The organism is Stenotrophomonas sp. STEN240 (genome assembly GCF_056756175.1).
In genome coordinates, this window is record NZ_JBRRBO010000017.1 from 35,457 (window position 1) to 52,424 (window position 16,968).

Below are 16,968 nucleotides of genomic sequence, written 5' to 3' on the forward strand. Positions count from 1 at the left end.
CGCATGCGTGCAACCGTAGTGGTATTGCTGGCCTTGGCCGGTTGCGCAACGCGGCCGGCAACGGACGCGTCGTTGGCGCACTTCGACGTCAATCAGCAGCGGCAGCTGCTGCAGCCCGAAGCCAGCGCGGGAGCGCCCGGTGAGGTGCAGCCCTATCAACTGGCGGCGAGCGAACGTTTCCGCATGCCGGTCGCACTGCATGCGCCGGACCCGGCGTTGCCGGAAGATCACGCCCGGCAGTCATTGGCGCCAACCACGGTGTGCCTGCGCGTCATCATCGACGCGCAGGGCCAGGTGCAGCGTTCGGAGCCTTTGCTCGCGCATTCGCGCTGTGCCGGCGGTGCCGAGGCGGGGAACGCATCGTTGTTGCAGTCAGCCTTGTCGGCTACTGCGGATTGGGTGTTCCAGCCGGCAGCGCTCTGCCACTTTGTTGCCGGCAGCGCACCTGCTGGAGATGGCTGCGAAGGTGCTGCGCGGCTGGAAAATGTACCGGTGACGCTGTCCTATGCCTTCACCTTCGAAGTGGTGGAGGGCAGGGCGTCGGTGCGGCAAGGAGGCCTGCGCTGATCTGCTGCCCTGCGCGCGGCACCTTGCGTGCAGCGCGCAGGCAGAAACTCAGGGCGTATCCAGCAGCTGGTTCAACAAGGCCGCCAGCTGTTCGCCGCCCAGGCGAAGCTGGGCCTCGGCAACCGGTTCCCACACTGCGGTGTAACGCTCATCGATCTTGTGACCGCTCGGGTACAGGCCTTTGCGGGTGGCGATGCGGCAGGTCTGCTCGGCCCACAATGCCGGGTCGCGCTGCAGGTCCGGCGCACGGGTGCTGGCGGGTGCTGGCAGTGCCTGCAGCCGTTGCAGGAACTGGTCGTCGTTCAACTGCAACGTGTAGAACATGCCGCTGTCCCAGACCGAATGCAGGTTGGTGCCGCGGCCATTGAACTGCAGCTGGTAGCTGTTGCCGCCGCGGTCGTGGCCATAGCCGGCATGCAGCGGCTGGTGCAGGTCACCGACCAGATGCACGACGAACTTGAGCGCCTGCAGACGTTCGACGTCGCTGAGCTGGCGGTTGGCCAGCAGTGCGCTTTGCGCCTGCAGCGCGCCAACCACGCAGTTGCCGTTGGGGCAGTGCTTGGGCGGGGAGAAGGCGCAGTCGTCCTCGGCCATGTTGACGTAGTGCCAGCTGGCCGAACGCTTGCCCAGATCGGGATCGTTGCCGCGCAGCTGGTCGGCCCAGGGCGCGATGCTGCTGAGGCTGGCGCCGGGTTCGGCGGCCAACAGGCGCTCAACTTCCGCCCTGGTGGCGGGGTGAAGGTTGGGTTCGGCAATGCGCGCGACCAGCCGGTGGCCTTGTGCGCCCCATGCCAGGGCCTGGCCGGGGATCAATGCGGAAACTGCGAGGGTGATGCCGACAGCCGGCAACAGGAGACGGTGGAGCTTGTTCATGCCGCCATTCTAACGGCTGCGCTGGGCTCAGCTGCGTGCGCCAGCTGGCGAAACACGCCCCCGGCGGTGGCCGGGGACGTGCTGGTTGCTGCCTGCTTGCCTTGCAACCGCGGCAAGGCTCAGAACTTGAAGACGTACGCCACGCCGTACACCAGCGGATCGATCTTGGCGGTGCCCAGCGAATTGCCGTTGACCTTCACCTTGGTGTCGATATCGGCCCAGCGCATGTCAACACGCAGTGCACCCTTGTCGCTGACGGCGAAATCCAGGCCGGCGTGCGCTGCCAGGCCCCAGGAGTCTTCCAGCTTCAGCTTGGTGCCGGCCAGCGCGCCCTTGCTGTCGGTGCTGAAGAACTTGGTGTAGTTCACGCCCAGACCGACGAACGGGGTGACCTTGCTGCTGTTGGTGAAGTGGTACTGCAGCGAGACCACCGGCGGCAGCTGCTTGGTTTCGCCGACCTTGCCGACGCCGTTGATGCTGACGTCGTGCTTGAACGGCAACGCTGCCAGTACTTCGATACCGATGTTGTCGGCGACGAAGTATTCAAAGGTGACGGTCGGCTTGACGTCGCTGTCGACCTTGGTGGACAGCTTGCCCAGGCCCAGCGCGGCGCCATTCAGATCGCCGGCATCGGACTTCGGGTCAACGGCGTGGACGCCGACGCCCAGGGTCCAGTCGCCCTTGGACTGGGCCATGGCGGGGGCGGTGGCAGCCAGGGCCACGGCGGCAGCCAGGCCGGAGAGCAGCAGGGCGGAGGTCTTGCGCATGTGTAAATCCATTGCTTGGTGGAGGTGGCACCAGTGTCGGGACAGGGCTGGGAGAGCGCTTTGATCCTGATCAAACAGGGGTTTGTACTCAGCTGGCGCTCAGCTGCGGCCACGCCCGGGCTGGCCACGGGGCGGGCAGCTGTCCTGTTAGAATGGCGGCCCCTTTCCACCCCCGCCGCAATGGCTTTGCGGCTGCAGGAGCTTGTGAACATGGCAATCAAGGTCGGCATCAACGGTTTCGGTCGCATCGGGCGCAATGTGTTGCGTTCGGCAGTGTTGAACTTCGGCAATGACATCGAGATCGTGGCCATCAACGATCTGCTGGAGCCGGACTATCTGGCGTACATGCTCAAGTACGACTCGGTGCACGGCCGTTTCAAGGCTGATGTGGAAGTGTCGGGCAGCGACCTGCTGGTCAACGGCAAGAAGATCCGCCTGACCCAGGAACGCGACCCGGCCAACCTGAAGTGGGACGAAGTGGGCGTGGACGTAGTCATCGAATCCACCGGCCTGTTCCTCACCAAGGAAACCGCGCAGAAGCATCTTGATGCCGGCGCCAAGAAGGTGATCCTGTCGGCCCCGTCCAAGGACGACACGCCGATGTTCGTGTTCGGCGTGAACCACAAGACCTACGCCGGCCAGAGCATCGTCTCCAACGCTTCGTGCACCACCAACTGCCTGGCCCCGCTGGCCAAGGTCATCAACGACAAGTGGGGCATCAAGCGCGGCCTGATGACCACCGTGCACGCTGCCACCGCCACCCAGAAGACCGTTGACGGCCCGTCCAACAAGGATTGGCGCGGCGGTCGTGGCATCCTGGAAAACATCATTCCGTCCTCCACCGGTGCTGCCAAGGCCGTGGGCGTGGTGATCCCGGAATTGAACAAGAAGCTGACCGGCATGAGCTTCCGCGTGCCGACCTCGGACGTGTCGGTGGTCGACCTGACCGTCGAGCTGGAGAAGGAAGCCACCTACGCTGAAATTTGCGCCGAAGTGAAGGCACAGAGCGAAGGCGCGCTGAAGGGCATCCTCGGTTACACCGAAGACAAGGTGGTTGCCACCGACTTCCGTGGCGAGACCCACACCTCCGTGTTCGACGCCGAAGCCGGCATCGCCCTGGACAGCACCTTCGTCAAGCTGGTCAGCTGGTACGACAACGAGTGGGGCTATTCCAACAAGTGCCTGGAAATGGTGCGCGTCGTCGCCGCCTGATCCACGCGTTGAGTAGTAAACAGAAAGGGCGCCTTGCGGCGCCCTTTCTGCGTTTCAAAGCCCCTCCTCTCGCCGCAGGCGAAGGGGGTGAAGAAGGCCGCTTGCACGCCACTGGCGTGCGGTCTGCTGAACGACCGAAGGCTGCGCCTGAGGGCCGGACGGGTTGGGAGGGATGCTTTCAGCAGTTGCCCCCGACCCCTTTATTGCCTTGGCGGCTCCTCGATCACCTCACTGCCCGGGTGCCTGGCAAACCGTCCCTGTCCGGCTGGATGCACCGGCCCATGGCCGGACCAGGGCCAGCCACCAAACTGGGTACGGCCGTAATCGCGCCGGGTCTGTTCGATCTCCTCGGCGCTGTTCATCACGAACGGTCCATAGGCCACAACCGGTTCGGCAATCGGTACGCCCTGCAGCAGCAGGATCTGCACCACCTCACTGCCGCCGTTGTGCAGGGGCAGGGCACTGCCGGCGGCTACTTCCAACAGGCGCGGTTCGGCGACGGAGCTGCCGTCCACCTGCAAATGCCTGCCATCGTGGAAATACAGCGTGCGCCGCGTACCCGGCCGGCTGGCCGGCGGCAGGGTCAAGGAAGCGCCCGGCTGCAGGGTGATCTGCCATACCGCCAGATCGGCGTCCGGGTTGGCTGCCCATGAGTTGCGGCCCGGCGCCAGCGCAACTACCTCGGCCTGCGCGGCTTCCTGCGGCTGGTAGCGGCCGGCAATCACGTTCACCTCGGCGCCGCCGCTGCGGTACTTGGGAATATTCTCGCCCCACAGCATCACGAACTCCGGATCGGCCATCTTGCTGCGGGCTGGCAGGTTCAACCAGATCTGGTACAGCTCCAGCGGATTGCCCTGCTCGCGCGAACGCAGCGGGAACATCTCCGAATGCTGAATGCCGCTGCCGGCGGTCAGCCACTGTACGTCACCATCCCCGTAGCGGGCGGTGGCACCCAGCGAATCGGCGTGATCGACCACGCCCTTGGGCACGATGGTGATGGTTTCAAAGCCGCGGTGCGGATGCGCCGGGAAGCCGGGCACGTTCACCCCGTGGTACATGCTGAAGCCGTCCTTGCCGCTGAAATCATGGCCCAGCTCGCGGCCGCCGAGCAGGCGCATGTCCACGGCCTGGTCGGCGGTGGCCGGCGGGAACTGGTCCAGGTGGTAGGCACAGAACAGGAACGGATCGGTGCCCGGCCACGGGTGGCCCAGCGGTTCGTTGCGGAGGATCAGGTTGGACATCGGTGACTCCTTGGCCTGGGTGGTGTGGCGCGCCAGCGGGCTGGCGCCCAGCTGCGTGGACATGCTCTATTGATGGGTGCGCGGTTCTACGCCACAAGGAGGCACGCCGATGGCAGCAACTCACACCGGTGATACTGGGCTTGGCGAAGGTGAAGATGCCGCGTATTGCAGGCAGGTGCGCTTGTTGCTGGACCGTGTAGGCGAAAAATGGAGCCTGCTGGCGGTGCTTGCGCTGCGTGGCCAACCCCGCCGTTTCAACCAGCTGCGGCGCGAGCTGAGCGGGGTCTCGCCGCGCATGCTGGCGCGTTCGCTGCGTGGCCTGGAACGTGATGGGCTGGTCAGCCGGCAGGTCTACCCGACCGTGCCGCCGCAGGTCGACTATGCCTTGACGAGCTTGGGGCAATCGCTGCTGCAACCGGTGGACGCCCTGCTGCAATGGGCCTGGGCGCACCAGCCGCAGATGGACCAGGCGCGTTCCGACTTCGATGCACACCAGCAGCAGGACGCGGACGGAACACCGCTGTAGGGCGTGCAGCGGAGCTGACTGTGCCTGACCTTGCGTTTTCAGGTGACCCCGATAAGGTGATGCAGCACGTTCAGGTGCACAAGGATGATCAATGGACGAGGGTTGGGTGTTGTTGATAGTGCTGCTGGTACTGGCCGCGCTGGCAGTACCGGTGTTGTTGGTTACCGCCCTGGTATCGGTGTCCTCGCTCAAGCGCCGCGTGGCTGTGCTGGAAGCGCGTCTGGACGCTGGCGACACTGAGGCCGCACCGCGACAGCCGCGCAGCGAGGCCGCCCAGCCTTACGCTTGGCGGGAGCCGGAAGCCAATCCAGACGATTCCGTTGCGGTGCCGGAGACGGCTGTGCCGGTCGCCGCGCCCGCACCGGTTGTTTCGTCCGAGCCTGCGCCGGTCACCGCTACGCCACTGCCGCCACCATTGCCGCCCAGGCCCGATCCGCTCGATCCACTGGCAAGCGCGCCGCGCCGCCCGCTTCCGGCACGGCAACCGGCCCCGGAGCAGACCTGGACGCCGGCCGCACCGGCACCACCGGCCGAACCCAACGTCATCGAGCGCGCGCTTGCCTATGCCAAGCAATGGCTGACCAGTGGCAATGTGCCGGTCAAGGTCGGCATGCTGGTGTTGCTGGCCGGCGTTGCCGCCCTGCTCAAGTACGCCAGCGACCAGGGCTGGTTCGTGGTGCCGCCGAGCCTGCGCCTGGCAGGCATCAGCGCCGCCGCACTGGCCGGCCTGGTATTTGCCTGGCGCAAACGCGAGAGCCACCGGAGTTTTGCCCTGGCGATGCAGGGCGGCATGATCGGCATCCTTTTGCTGGTGGTGTTTTCGGCCTGCAAGAACTACGGAATGATCGGCGTCGCGCCGGCGTTCGCGTTGAGTGTGGTGTTGATTGCCGGCCTGTCGGTGATGGCCGTGCTGCAGGAAAGCCGGACTCTGGCCATCCTCGGTGTGCTGGCCGGTTTCATGGCGCCGATCTGGTTGTCGGACGGCAGCGGCAACCATGTTGCCCTGTTCTCGTATTACGCCTTGCTCAACCTTGGCATCTTCGCCATTGCCTGGGTGCGGCCGTGGCGCATCCTCAACCTGCTGGGCTTCGTCTTTACCTGGGGCATCGGTACGGCTTGGGGTGTGCTGGACTACGAACCGGCCAAGTTCAACAGCGTCGAGCCCTTCCTGGTGCTGTTCTTCGGGTTCTATCTGTTGCTGCCCTTGTTGTACGCGCGCAAGGCCAGCACCGCCGGCAATGCGCGCATCGATGGCTGCCTGTTGTTTGGTACGCCGCTTATCGCCTTCTCATTGCAGGCCGCGTTGCTGCAGGGCGATCGCATGCCGTTGGCATTCTGTGCATTGGGTGTGGCTGCGCTGTATGCGGTGCTGGCACGCGCGCTGATCAACAACGAGCGCATGAATGTGCTGGCACGCGGCTACGCCATTCTCGCAGTCGGATTCGCCACCTTGGCGGTGCCTTTGGCCCTGTCTGCCAAGGCCACGGCATCGGTGTTCGCGCTGGAAGGGGCGGGTCTTGTATGGCTGGGCCTGACCCAGGATCGTCGCCTCGCCCGCTGGACCGGTATTGGCCTGCAACTGGCGGCTGCTGCCGCCTTGGTCATTGGTGTGTCGGCTAGCCATCCAGGCGCAACAACCGCCATTGCCAACGCCGCCTTCATGGGCGCTTTGCTGATCGCCGTTGCCGGCTTCGCCACGGCGTGGTGGTACCGCGCTGCGGGCAATCAGCAGGTCGCGACCGTGGCTTACCTGTGGGCGCTGGTCTGGTGGCTGGGCAATGTGATCATGGAAATCGGTGATTTCGTCGAGGTCGGCAGCCGCCTGCATGCAGTGTTGCTGCTGCTGGGCGTAACCGCGTGGGTGGCAGCCGAAGTGCAGCGACGTGCACCGGCCCTGGCGCTGTCGCTGACCACGCTGGGTGGCTTTGTCATGGCCTTCCCGGTCGCGTTCCTGCAGCTGTCCGAGTATGGCCAACCGTTCGCCGGCTATGGGGCGATTGCGTGGCCGGTATTTGCTGCCTTGGGCGTACGCAGCCTGATGTGCCTGCGTGCCGGCAGTGGTGCGGTGGCTGGGCTGGCGCAGTTGGCCTGGTGGCTGTTGTGGCCGACCGTATTGTCGTTGCTGGCCTGGCATATAGGCGCGCGTTTCGCACTGGCCGAAGGCTGGGTGGGCATGTTGCTGGCGCTGCCGTGGCTGTTGTTGGCGATGTTGTCGATGTACCGCTGGGCGTGGCTGTCGCAGCCGCTGGGTGCCGCGTTCGAGCGCTATCGCGCGGCCTTGCAGTTGGCGGTGTTCGCGGTATTGGGCTTGTGGTGGCTGACTTCGTTGGCCAGTGCGGGTTCGGCGGCGCCGCTGCCGTGGATTGTGGTGTTCAACCCGCTGGAACTGGCGGAGATCGCGGTGCTTGCGCTGTTGGCGATGCGCCTGCGCCAGAACGGCAGCGCAGCGGTGCTGCCGATGCAGTTGGTGGGTACGGCCTTGGCCGCCTTGGTGCTGGTGACGGTGATGACCTTGCGCGCCGTCCATCACTGGGGCGATGTGTCGTGGAACGACAGTCTGCTCGGCAGCAAGTTGGCGCAGACCAGCCTGACCGTGGTGTGGAGCCTGCTTGGTGTGATCGGCTGGATCTCCGGCTCGCGTCGCGGCCAGTGGGGGCTGTGGCTGGCCGGTGCCATTCTGATGAGCGTGGTGTTGGCAAAGCTGCTGCTGATCGATCGTGGCAATCTGGGCGACCTGCTTGGTATCGGCGCTTTCATCGCCTATGGCCTGCTGTGCACGCTGGTGGGTTGGTTGGCGCCGGCACCGCCGCGCCGTGCAAATGCTGCAACAGACAATGAGGACGTTTCCGCATGATCAAGCGCCTGCTGGTAGCGGCCTTGCTGCCTTTCAGTGCACTCGCCGCCGATGACTTCGCCCGGCAATGGCCGCTGCAGTTGTCACAGCCTGATGCCGGCGCTTACCGGGTGCCGCTGGATGCAGACGTCTATGCCGCTGCGCATTGGCGTGACCTGCGTGATGTACGGGTGATCGATGCCGATGGCAAGCCGGTGGCGAGCGCGGTGTATGCCGCAGCTACGCCGCTGGGCGGCGCGGTGCGTACCGCGCCGCTGCGTTGGTTTGCGTTGCCGGCGGCCAGCGTGGGCGGCGATGACGACCTGAGCGTGGTGGTCGAGCGCGATACTGCGGGCAAGGTGGTGTCGATCCGCAACCTGGTGGGCACGGCGCCCGCGGCAGCCGCTGCCGATCCGGTATGGCTGATCGATCTGGGTGATGAGGCCGGCAAGCTGCACAAGCTGCTGGTTGACTGGAGCGACACCGCGGCGACGCTGGATCTGGGTTATCGACTGGAAGGCAGCGATGACCTGCGCGGCTGGCAGGTATTGGACCCACAGGTGCGGCTGGTGCAGTTGCGCAACCAGGGCAACGCGCTGCGCAACAACAGCATCCGGGTTGAATCAGGCCTGCGCTACCTGCGCCTGGTGCCTTTGCAGCGCAGCGGCGCACCTCCGCTGCAGGGATTGCGTGGCGAGTTCGCCGACGCGGTCGAAGCAGGCGATTGGCAGTGGCAGGAACTGCAGGCGGCTGCAGGCGGCAATGGCAAGGACGGTTACCTGTACCGATTGCAGGGGCGGTTCCCCGTGCAGCGGCTGGATGTGCTGATGCCGGCCAACAGCGCGGTGAGCTGGACGGTATCCAGCCGCGATGAGGATCGCGCCAAGGGCGCCGACGGCGAACCTGTCTGGCAGACCCTGACGACCGGCTGGAACGCATGGAACCTCACGCAGGGCGGCCGGCAACAGCGTTCTGCACCACTGGAAACCTCGGGCATCATCGATGACCGGCAATGGCGCCTGCAGGCCGAGCCGGGTGCGGAACCTGCCGCTGCGCCAGCGTTGCGGCTGGGCTATCGACCGGGCAGCGTGGTGTTTCTTGCGCAGGGGCGGGCGCCGTACCTGCTGGTTGCCGGCAGCGCGGACGAAGGCAAGGCGCAGGCCGCGCTGGATCCGATGCTGGCAGCATTGCGTGCACACAACGGTGCGCAGTGGCAGCCGGCCGCAGCGACGCTGGGCGCGGGTACGCAGCGTGCCGGCGATGCGGCCTATCAGCAGGTTGAAGCACCGCGCGATTGGAAGAACATCGTGTTGTGGCTGGTGCTGGTGTTGGGCGCAGCAGCGGTGGCGGGCTTTGCTTTCAGCCTGATTCGCAGCAGCCGCGCAGAAAAAAGCGAACGATGAGGTGGTGCCGAGCCATGCTCGGCAGGGGCATTCCCGGTAGTGCGTCCGGTCTTCTGCTAGTGCCCCCAGCCGAGCATGACTCGGCTCTACAGTTGCTTGGCCGCGTGTTCTGTCTGCAATCCAAGGTGTCGATTGGCATATGCGTTTTAAATCATTTGCGGTTGCACTTCTGCTTGGCTTTTCAACTGTCGCCGCTGCCAGGCAAGCTTCGGCCGATGTCCATGCTCAACAGGTCTTCGAACTATGGCTTGCTGCATACAACAGCGGTGAGCGCGATGCGCTGCAGACCTTCCTGGCCGACTACAAGGTTGGGCAGGACGCGCAACGCTTTCTGGATATCCGTCAATCGCTGGGTACGTTCAAATTGGTGGGCGTCAAATCCAGTACAGAGGACAGCGCGCAGCTGATGCTGCTGTCGGAGATGACCGATCGTGGGGTGTTGGCGACGTTGGATCTGGATCCTGCGGATCGGTTTGATGTCACCAAGCTGCAGCTGGAAGGAATGGACCTGCCGGATGAGTTCAAGCCTCAGCGGATGCGCCTGGCGCAAGTGCTGGCTGCAGGAGAAGCCCGGCTCGATGCCGCGCGCGCTGCCGATACGCTGTCCGGTGCATTGGCCGTCGCCAAGGATGGCAAGTTGCTGATGAGCTGGCACGGCGGCGCTGCTGATCGCGAGCACGCCATTGGTGTGGATGAAACAACGCGCTTCCGCTTGGCCTCGTTGAACAAGATGTTCACTGCGGTGGCGATCCTGCAGTTGCAGGAGGCCGGCAAGCTGTCGCTGGATGACAAGATTGCGCTGCATCTGAAGAATTATCCGAACCAACAGATAGCCGAGGCGGTCAGCATCCGTCAGCTGCTCAACCACACCAGCGGCCTGGGGGATGTGTTCGGAGAAGAATTCGAAAAGCGTTCGCAGTCGTTGCGCACGCTCAACGACTACTGGAGCCTGGCCAGCGCCACGCCGCTGGGCTCGACGCCTGGCAGCGAGGATGGCTATTCCAACTATGGCTACATCCTGCTCGGCTCGATCATCGAAGCGGTGAGCGGGCAGTCGTATTACGACTACGTGGATCAGCATATCTATCGCGTCGCGGGAATGAGCGCGACCGGTTCGGAGCCGGAATCGACAGCTGTACCCGGGCGCGCGGTTGCCTATACCAAGGTTGACGGCAAGTGGGCGCAGGAAACCAAGACGCTGCCGTGGCGTGGCACATCGGCCGGTGGTGGCTACAGTACGGTTGGCGATATGCTGAAATTTGCCGAAGCGCTGCGTGCGGGTCGGCTGATATCGCCCACCTCGCTGGGGCTGGCCACAGCACCGCAGAACAACAAAGGCTGGTATGGCTATGGCTTCATGGTCAGCGGGCAGGGCGCGCAGCGGCAATATGGCCACGAAGGTGGCGCGCCCGGTGCAAATGCATCATTGGTCGTGCTTCCCGCGCAGGGTTACGTGGTTGTCGGCTTGAGCAATGTGGACCCGGGCGCGATGGAGAATGTGGTCAACTTCATCGTGAATCGTCTGCCGCTGTGATCGGTAGTGCCGAGCCATGCTCGGCAGGGGCTTGCCCGGCAATTCGCATGTAGGAGCGGCGTAAGCCGCGAAGCTGATGCAAAGCAAACTGGCAAGATAGCTGCAACTGCGATTGGCTCAGGCAGCTGTTGCACTGTCGGCTTCGCGGCTTACGCCGCTCCTACAAGTGGTATTGCGGGTGCTGGTAAGGCCTCAGCCGAGCATGGCTCGGCACTACGGTTTGAAGTCCTTGCTCAGCAGGCCATACATGGCGCTGTCGCAGATTTCGTCGTTTACGTTCCAGCGTTCGCGGAACAGGCCTTCCTGGATGAAACCCTGTCTTTCCACCAGACGACAGGAGGGGTGGTTGCGTGGGTCGATGTCGGCTTCGATGCGGCGCAGCCCCAGCTGGTTGAACGCGTAAGCCAGGATCAGCCGCAGGGCTTCGCTGGCCAGGCCGCGACCCTGCCAATCGGGATGCAGGCTGTAACCAATTTCCGCGCGGCCTTGGCTGAGGTCGATGGCGAACAACGCAGAAGTGCCGATCAGCAGATCGGTCCGGGCATCGGCGAGGGCCCAGATCAGGATGTCCAGCTCGCGGCGTTGGCGCTGGATATCGGCAATCTTCTGCTCAGCCTGCTGCACTTCGGTCCAGGCCGGGTAGCTCCAGTAGCGCATTACCTGCGGGTGGCTGTGGATGGCAAACAGCGCGGGGGCGTCGGTTGTGCGGACTTCGCGCAGGTGCAGGCGCAGGCTGGACAGCTCGGGTTGTGGCAGGCGTGGCGACATCCATTTCACCTTGGGTTTGCCCCGCTAGGCAGGGCGGGCGAGAATTGCGGTTTCCCCATACTCGCGGAGCTGATCCTGCCATGTCCATCGTTCGCATGACCGACCTCGACCTTTCCGGCAAGCGCGTACTGATCCGCCAGGATCTGAACGTGCCGATCGATGAGAGCGGCAAGATCACCTCCGAGCAGCGCATCACCGCGTCGCTGCCGACCCTGAAGCTGGCGCTGGAGGCAGGTGCTGCCGTGCTGGTGACCTCGCACCTGGGCCGCCCCAAGGAAGGTGTGTGGACCGAGGCTGATTCGCTGGCGCCGGTGGCCAAGCGCCTGTCCGAGCTGCTGGGCGTGGACGTGCCGCTGGTCAAGGACTGGGTGGACGGCGTGAACGTCGCCCCGGGCCAGATCGTGCTGCTGGAAAACTGCCGCATGAACGTGGGCGAGGGCAAGGACGACGAGGCGCTGTCGCAGAAGTACGCCGCGCTATGCGACGTGTTCGTGATGGATGCCTTCGGCACCGCGCACCGCGCCCAGGCCTCCACCCATGGCGTGATCCGCTTTGCCCCGGTCGCGGCCGGTGGCCCGTTGCTGATGGCTGAGCTGGACGCGCTGGACAAGGCGCTGGCCAACCCGGCCCGGCCGTTGCTGGCCATTGTGGCCGGCTCCAAGGTCTCCACCAAACTGGAGCTGCTGTCCAGCCTGGTCAGCAAGGTGGACCAGTTGATCGTTGGTGGCGGCATCGCCAATACCTTCATCGCTGCCGAAGGCCATGGCGTGGGCAAGTCGCTGGTCGAGAACGACCTGCTCGATACCGCCCGCAAGATTGATGCCGATGCCAAGGCACGTGGCGCTGAAATTCCGCTGCCGACCGATGTCGTCGTGGCGTCGGCCTTTGCTGCCGATGCGCCGGCCACGGTCAAGGCGGTGGACGCGGTTACTGCGGACGACATGATCCTCGACATCGGCCCGCAGACCGCTGCGCAGTACGCCGAACTGATTGCCAAGGCCGGCACCGTGGTCTGGAACGGCCCGGTTGGCGTGTTCGAGTTCGATGCCTTCGGCAAGGGCACCGAAGCAATGGCCAAGGCCATCGCCAGCTCCAATGCGTTCTCGATTGCGGGCGGTGGCGACACCCTGGCCGCGGTCGACAAGTACGGCATCGCCAAGCAGGTGAGCTATATCTCCACCGGCGGCGGCGCGTTCCTGGAGTTCCTGGAAGGCAAGACCTTGCCGGCGGTGGCAGCCCTGGAGGCGCGCGGCAAGTGAGAACGCCCTCACGAACCTGTTGCGCTCGATCTGTGCCCCGCGTGCGGTGCTCGCAATGCTCACGTATTCAACATACGTTGCGCTTGCTCCGCTCCACCACGGGGCACAGCTCATCGCTCACGACGGATCGTGAGGACGTTCCATGAGCCGCGATGTCTTCTTCTTCGATCTCGACGGCACGCTGATTGATTCGGCCGTCGGCATCACTCGCTGCGTGGCTTATGCACTGGAACAGATGGATCATCCGGTGCCGGGCGATGCCGAGCTGCGCAAGTGGATCGGCCCGGCGCTGCGTACCAGCTTCCAGCCTTTGTTTGGTGACGCCCTGCGCGTGGAGCGTGCGGTGGAGTTGTACCGCGAGCGCTTCGATGTGCACGGTTGGAAGGAGCACGCCATCTACGCCGGTATCGGCGATGTCGTGCAGGGTCTGCGTGCGGCTGGTCATCGGCTGGCCGTGGTCACTGCCAAGAACGAGCCGCATGCGCGGCGCATCGTCGAGCACCTGCCGTTTGGTGGCTGCTTCGAAGACATCATCGGCGCAACCGAAGATGGTTCGCGTAGCCACAAGCCGGAGCTGATCGCCGAGGCCTTGCAGCGTTTGTCGCTGCAGCCCTCGCAGTGCTGGATGATCGGCGACCGCCGCATGGACATCGAAGGTGCGCGCCACCACTGCATGCGCAATGTTGGCGTGCTGTGGGGTTTTGGTGGCCGCGAAGAGTTGCAGGCCGCCGGGGCCGGTGCATTGGCGGCTACGCCGGAAGAGTTGGCGGCGGTGTTGCGGGGTTGATTGATGGCTTTGGGTTTGTGTTGCCCCGACGTCCGGAACCTTGATCCAACCAAGCCGAAAAAGTGACGCGACATTCCCGCGCACGCGGGAATGACGGTCTTAGAGCATCGGCGAAATCCACCGGCATGCGCTGCCCGCTGGCACCACTTGTCACCCGATGTCCTCGGCATGTCTCCATTGCCAGCTTTCTTGCTGCGAAGCAGCAAAAGTTTTCCCTGGGCCAACACGCAACAGCAACTTTCGCGTGCTGAACTGTCTGCCTTGCTGATGGACCCGCGCAAAGCAACCGCAGGTCCCGCGTTGTCATACCGTACGGTATGTCCAGACGGCCTGTCTGGCCTGTCTTTGGGACAGTGCAGAAAGTGTCGTATGAAATCGTATGCGACATCGTTGTCATGCAATGGATGTGCTACTTTCGGCGGTCTATCAGGGAGACCACGCACAATGATTGAACGTCAGCGCCGCACCAAGATCCTCGCCACCCTCGGGCCGGCAACTGACGCGCCGGGCGTGCTGGACGATCTGTTCCGCGCAGGCGTCAACGTTGTGCGTTTGAACTTCTCCCACGGCGATCCGTCCGGTCAGGCCAAGCGTGCTGCCGACGTGCGCGCCGCTGCGCAGCGCGTTGGCGTGGAAGTCGGCATCCTCGCCGATCTGCCCGGCCCGAAGATCCGCATCGAGCGTTTTGCCGAAGGCAAGATCAAGCTCAAGGCCGGCGACCGTTTCGACCTGATCGCCAGCACCTCCGCTCCGGCCGGTGACACCAACCAGGTGGGCGTGAGCTACCTCGGCCTGCCGCAGGACGTGGCGCCGGGCGATGTGCTGCTGCTCGACGACGGCCTGATGCAGCTGCAGGTGGTGGAAGTGCAGGGCGAGCGCATCATCAACACCGTGCTCAACGACGGCGTGTTGTCCGACCGCAAGGGCTTGAACAAGCAGGGCGGCGGTCTGTCGCTGGGCGCGTTGACCGAGCGCGACAAAGAACTGATCGGCATCGTTGCCAAGATCGGCGTCGACTTCATCGCCGTCTCGTTCTGCCGCAATGCGCAGGACATGAACGACGCGCGTGAAATCGCCGAATCGCACGGTTGCTACGCCGCGCTGGTGTCCAAGATCGAGCGCACCGAGGCCATCGAAAATCTGGAAGAGATCGTCGACGCCAGCGATGTGGTGATGGTGGCGCGTGGTGACCTGGGCGTGGAAATCGGCGACGCCGAACTGCCGGGTCTGCAGAAGAAAATCATCAAGGCCTCGCTGGCGCAGAACAAAGTGGTGATCACCGCCACGCAGATGCTGCAGTCCATGGTCGAAAGCCCGATCCCGACCCGCGCCGAAGTGCTGGACGTGGCCAACTCGGTCATCGACGGTACCGATGCGGTGATGCTGTCGGCGGAAACCGCTGCCGGCATGTATCCGGTCAAGGCGGTGGAGGCGATGGCCCGCATCTGCCTGGGTGCCGAGCGTCAGTTCCAGACCGAGACCGATTTCAACGCCTCGCCGCGTAATCTGGAGCGTGCTGACCAGGCTATCGCCATGGCCACCATGTTCCTGGCCCAGCACGTGGGCGTGCGCGCGATCGTGGCGATGACCGAATCCGGTGGTACCGCGCGTTACCTGTCGCGCTTCCGTGCCAAGTCGCCGATCTACGCGGTCACCCGCCATGACGGCGCGCGCCGGCAGATGGCGCTGATGCGCGATGTGTTCCCGATCAACTTCGACAGCCGTGGCTTCACTCCGCGTGAAGCGGCGCGCGGCAGCATCCGCCTGCTGGTCGAGTCCAATCTGCTGGAAGCCGGTGATCGCGTGGTGTTCACCAGCGGTGAGCACATGGAAACCCATGGCGCCACCAATACCCTGCGTCTGCTGGAAGTAGGTAACGACGGCCGCGCCAGCGGTCTGGGCGACCTGTAAGCAACGCCAGCGGCAAGCCACCGCTCCGGTCATGAACTGAACGGAGCGGACAGGCTTTGTCCTGACATGACAGCCTGAAACCGGTTCCAGACCTTGCGGGCAGCCAGCCGGTGAGCGTGCCGGGCTATAATCCGGGTTTTCCCGCACGCTGTCACAGGAACCTCATGAGCATCGAACTGCTGGCTGAAACCGCCCAGGCCATGGTCGCCCCGGGTAAGGGCATCATCGCCATTGACGAATCCACCGGTACGATCGCCAAGCGCTTCGCAAGCGTCGGCATCGAGAACACGGAAGAAAACCGTCGTGCCTACCGCGAACTGCTGCTGACCACGCCCAAGCTCAACGAGCACATCTCCGGCGCGATCCTGTACGACGAAACCATCCGCCAGTCGACCAAGGACGGCGTGCCGTTCGCCAAGTACATGGCCGACAACGGCATGATCCCGGGCATCAAGGTCGACAAGGGTGCGCACCCGCTGGCCGGCTGCCCCGGTGAGCTGGTGACCGAAGGCCTGGACGGCCTGCGCGAGCGCCTGCAGGAGTACTACAAGCTGGGCGCGCGTTTCGCCAAGTGGCGTGCGGTGATCAACATCGGCGAGAACATGCCGTCGGGTACCTGCATCGAGTCCAACGCCCATGCGCTGGCCCGCTATGCCGCGCTGTGCCAGGAATGCGGCCTGGTGCCGATGGTCGAGCCGGAAGTGATCATGGACGGCGACCACGACATCGAGACCTGCTACGAAGTCACCGAAGCCACCCTGCGTTCGCTGTTCGATGCGCTGTACCAGCAGAACGTGGTGCTGGAAGGCACCATTCTGAAGGCCTCGATGGTCATCCCGGGCAAGACCTGCGACGAGCAGGTGGATGTCGAAGAAGTGGCCGAGTCCACCGTGATGTGCCTGAAGTCGACCGTTCCGGCCATCATGCCGGGCGTGGTGTTCCTGTCCGGTGGCCAGAGCGATGAGCAGTCCACCGCGCACCTCAACGCCATGAACCAGATGGGCAACCTGCCGTGGCCGCTGAGCTTCTCCTACGGCCGCGCCATGCAGCAGGCCGCACTGAAGCTGTGGGCCAAGGACATGAAGGGCAACTACGCCGCCGCACAGAAGACCGTGTTCGAGCGTGCCAAGGAAAACGGCCAGGCTGCACAGGGCAAGTGGGAAGGCTGATAAGCCACCCCGCGTGAGTTGAACAGAACGCCGGCCAACAGCCGGCGTTTTGTTTTTTGATTTTGTTTTTTTTTGGGAGCGGCGTAAGCCGCGAAGCTGGTGGTAAACAAACCGCCAG

At 64.4% G+C, this 16,968-nt stretch carries 14 protein-coding genes; 10 read left to right on the plus strand and 4 right to left on the minus strand.

Going from position 1 to position 16,968, the window contains the following annotated elements:
• The first annotated feature begins 3 nt into the window (after window positions 1-3).
• A complete protein-coding gene (locus ACVOKO_RS09890; RefSeq protein ID WP_346498755.1) occupies window positions 4-567 on the plus strand; it encodes a hypothetical protein in 564 nt (187 codons plus the stop codon).
• Between the two features lie 48 nt (window positions 568-615).
• On the opposite strand, the gene ACVOKO_RS09895 is transcribed toward ACVOKO_RS09890, so the two are convergent.
• Both ACVOKO_RS09895 and ACVOKO_RS09900 read right to left on the minus strand, forming a co-directional pair.
• Window positions 616-1,440, minus strand: a complete 825-nt coding sequence (locus tag ACVOKO_RS09895) for a S1/P1 nuclease (RefSeq protein ID WP_346498756.1) — start codon at window positions 1,438-1,440, stop codon at window positions 616-618.
• A gap of 119 nt (window positions 1,441-1,559) precedes the next feature.
• A complete protein-coding gene (locus tag ACVOKO_RS09900; RefSeq protein WP_346498757.1) occupies window positions 1,560-2,207 on the minus strand; it encodes an OmpW/AlkL family protein in 648 nt (215 codons plus the stop codon).
• 210 nt (window positions 2,208-2,417) lie between these two features.
• Here ACVOKO_RS09900 and gap point away from each other — a divergent pair, with 210 nt between their 5' ends.
• Window positions 2,418-3,419, plus strand: coding sequence for a type I glyceraldehyde-3-phosphate dehydrogenase (gene gap, locus ACVOKO_RS09905; RefSeq protein WP_057629111.1), 1,002 nt, complete (start codon window positions 2,418-2,420; stop codon window positions 3,417-3,419).
• 200 nt (window positions 3,420-3,619) lie between these two features.
• Here the strand turns inward: gap and ACVOKO_RS09910 are convergent, their stop codons facing one another.
• Window positions 3,620-4,723, minus strand: a complete 1,104-nt coding sequence (locus ACVOKO_RS09910; RefSeq protein ID WP_346498758.1) for a pirin family protein — start codon at window positions 4,721-4,723, stop codon at window positions 3,620-3,622.
• Window positions 4,724-4,769: 46 nt separating this feature from the next.
• Here ACVOKO_RS09910 and ACVOKO_RS09915 point away from each other — a divergent pair, with 46 nt between their 5' ends.
• From ACVOKO_RS09915 to ACVOKO_RS09930, 4 genes are all read left to right on the plus strand, one after another.
• A complete protein-coding gene (locus ACVOKO_RS09915) occupies window positions 4,770-5,186 on the plus strand; it encodes a winged helix-turn-helix transcriptional regulator (protein ID WP_346498759.1) in 417 nt (138 codons plus the stop codon).
• Window positions 5,187-5,277: 91 nt separating this feature from the next.
• Complete coding sequence (locus tag ACVOKO_RS09920; protein WP_346498760.1) at window positions 5,278-8,040, plus strand: DUF2339 domain-containing protein; 2,763 nt, start codon at window positions 5,278-5,280, stop codon at window positions 8,038-8,040.
• Window positions 8,037-9,422 (plus strand): DUF3999 family protein, encoded by a 1,386-nt coding sequence (locus ACVOKO_RS09925; protein WP_346498761.1) that lies wholly within the window; start codon window positions 8,037-8,039, stop codon window positions 9,420-9,422. The genes ACVOKO_RS09920 and ACVOKO_RS09925 overlap by 4 nt, the downstream gene beginning before the upstream one ends.
• 139 nt (window positions 9,423-9,561) lie before the next feature.
• Window positions 9,562-10,956: a serine hydrolase domain-containing protein gene (locus ACVOKO_RS09930; protein WP_346498762.1), complete on the plus strand. Its 1,395-nt coding sequence runs from the start codon at window positions 9,562-9,564 to the stop codon at window positions 10,954-10,956.
• Between the two features lie 213 nt (window positions 10,957-11,169).
• Here ACVOKO_RS09930 and ACVOKO_RS09935 read toward each other — a convergent pair whose 3' ends face one another.
• Window positions 11,170-11,724: a GNAT family N-acetyltransferase gene (locus ACVOKO_RS09935; RefSeq protein ID WP_346498763.1), complete on the minus strand. Its 555-nt coding sequence runs from the start codon at window positions 11,722-11,724 to the stop codon at window positions 11,170-11,172.
• 80 nt (window positions 11,725-11,804) lie between these two features.
• On the opposite strand from ACVOKO_RS09935, the gene ACVOKO_RS09940 reads away from it, so the two are divergent.
• The 4 genes from ACVOKO_RS09940 to ACVOKO_RS09955 all read left to right on the plus strand — a co-directional run bounded on the left by ACVOKO_RS09940 (window position 11,805) and on the right by ACVOKO_RS09955 (window position 16,850).
• Window positions 11,805-12,983 carry a phosphoglycerate kinase gene (locus ACVOKO_RS09940; protein ID WP_346498764.1) on the plus strand — a complete coding sequence of 393 codons (1,179 nt, stop codon included), beginning with the start codon at window positions 11,805-11,807 and terminating at the stop codon, window positions 12,981-12,983.
• A gap of 142 nt (window positions 12,984-13,125) precedes the next feature.
• Complete coding sequence (locus ACVOKO_RS09945) at window positions 13,126-13,770, plus strand: HAD-IA family hydrolase (RefSeq protein WP_346498765.1); 645 nt, start codon at window positions 13,126-13,128, stop codon at window positions 13,768-13,770.
• Window positions 13,771-14,214: 444 nt separating this feature from the next.
• The gene (gene pyk / locus ACVOKO_RS09950; RefSeq protein WP_057629715.1) at window positions 14,215-15,681 is read left to right on the plus strand and encodes a pyruvate kinase; all 1,467 of its coding nucleotides are present in this window, start codon (window positions 14,215-14,217) and stop codon (window positions 15,679-15,681) included.
• Window positions 15,682-15,845: 164 nt separating this feature from the next.
• Complete coding sequence (locus tag ACVOKO_RS09955; RefSeq protein ID WP_346498766.1) at window positions 15,846-16,850, plus strand: class I fructose-bisphosphate aldolase; 1,005 nt, start codon at window positions 15,846-15,848, stop codon at window positions 16,848-16,850.
• Window positions 16,851-16,968 lie beyond the last annotated feature (118 nt).

What these genes read in the sequence shown, in the direction of transcription:
- ACVOKO_RS09915 (WP_346498759.1), top strand. Translation starts at nt 4,770, where the DNA reads ATGGCAGCAACTCACACCGGTGATACTGGGCTTGGCGAAGGTGAAGAT.
- ACVOKO_RS09940 (WP_346498764.1), top strand. Translation starts at nt 11,805, where the DNA reads ATGTCCATCGTTCGCATGACCGACCTCGACCTTTCCGGCAAGCGCGTA.
- ACVOKO_RS09935 (WP_346498763.1), bottom strand. Translation starts at nt 11,724, where the DNA reads ATGTCGCCACGCCTGCCACAACCCGAGCTGTCCAGCCTGCGCCTGCAC.
- ACVOKO_RS09900 (WP_346498757.1), bottom strand. Translation starts at nt 2,207, where the DNA reads ATGCGCAAGACCTCCGCCCTGCTGCTCTCCGGCCTGGCTGCCGCCGTG.
- ACVOKO_RS09890 (WP_346498755.1), top strand. Translation starts at nt 4, where the DNA reads ATGCGTGCAACCGTAGTGGTATTGCTGGCCTTGGCCGGTTGCGCAACG.
- ACVOKO_RS09945 (WP_346498765.1), top strand. Translation starts at nt 13,126, where the DNA reads ATGAGCCGCGATGTCTTCTTCTTCGATCTCGACGGCACGCTGATTGAT.
- ACVOKO_RS09920 (WP_346498760.1), top strand. Translation starts at nt 5,278, where the DNA reads ATGGACGAGGGTTGGGTGTTGTTGATAGTGCTGCTGGTACTGGCCGCG.
- ACVOKO_RS09910 (WP_346498758.1), bottom strand. Translation starts at nt 4,723, where the DNA reads ATGTCCACGCAGCTGGGCGCCAGCCCGCTGGCGCGCCACACCACCCAG.
- ACVOKO_RS09930 (WP_346498762.1), top strand. Translation starts at nt 9,562, where the DNA reads ATGCGTTTTAAATCATTTGCGGTTGCACTTCTGCTTGGCTTTTCAACT.
- ACVOKO_RS09925 (WP_346498761.1), top strand. Translation starts at nt 8,037, where the DNA reads ATGATCAAGCGCCTGCTGGTAGCGGCCTTGCTGCCTTTCAGTGCACTC.
- gap (WP_057629111.1), top strand. Translation starts at nt 2,418, where the DNA reads ATGGCAATCAAGGTCGGCATCAACGGTTTCGGTCGCATCGGGCGCAAT.
- pyk (WP_057629715.1), top strand. Translation starts at nt 14,215, where the DNA reads ATGATTGAACGTCAGCGCCGCACCAAGATCCTCGCCACCCTCGGGCCG.
- ACVOKO_RS09955 (WP_346498766.1), top strand. Translation starts at nt 15,846, where the DNA reads ATGAGCATCGAACTGCTGGCTGAAACCGCCCAGGCCATGGTCGCCCCG.
- ACVOKO_RS09895 (WP_346498756.1), bottom strand. Translation starts at nt 1,440, where the DNA reads ATGAACAAGCTCCACCGTCTCCTGTTGCCGGCTGTCGGCATCACCCTC.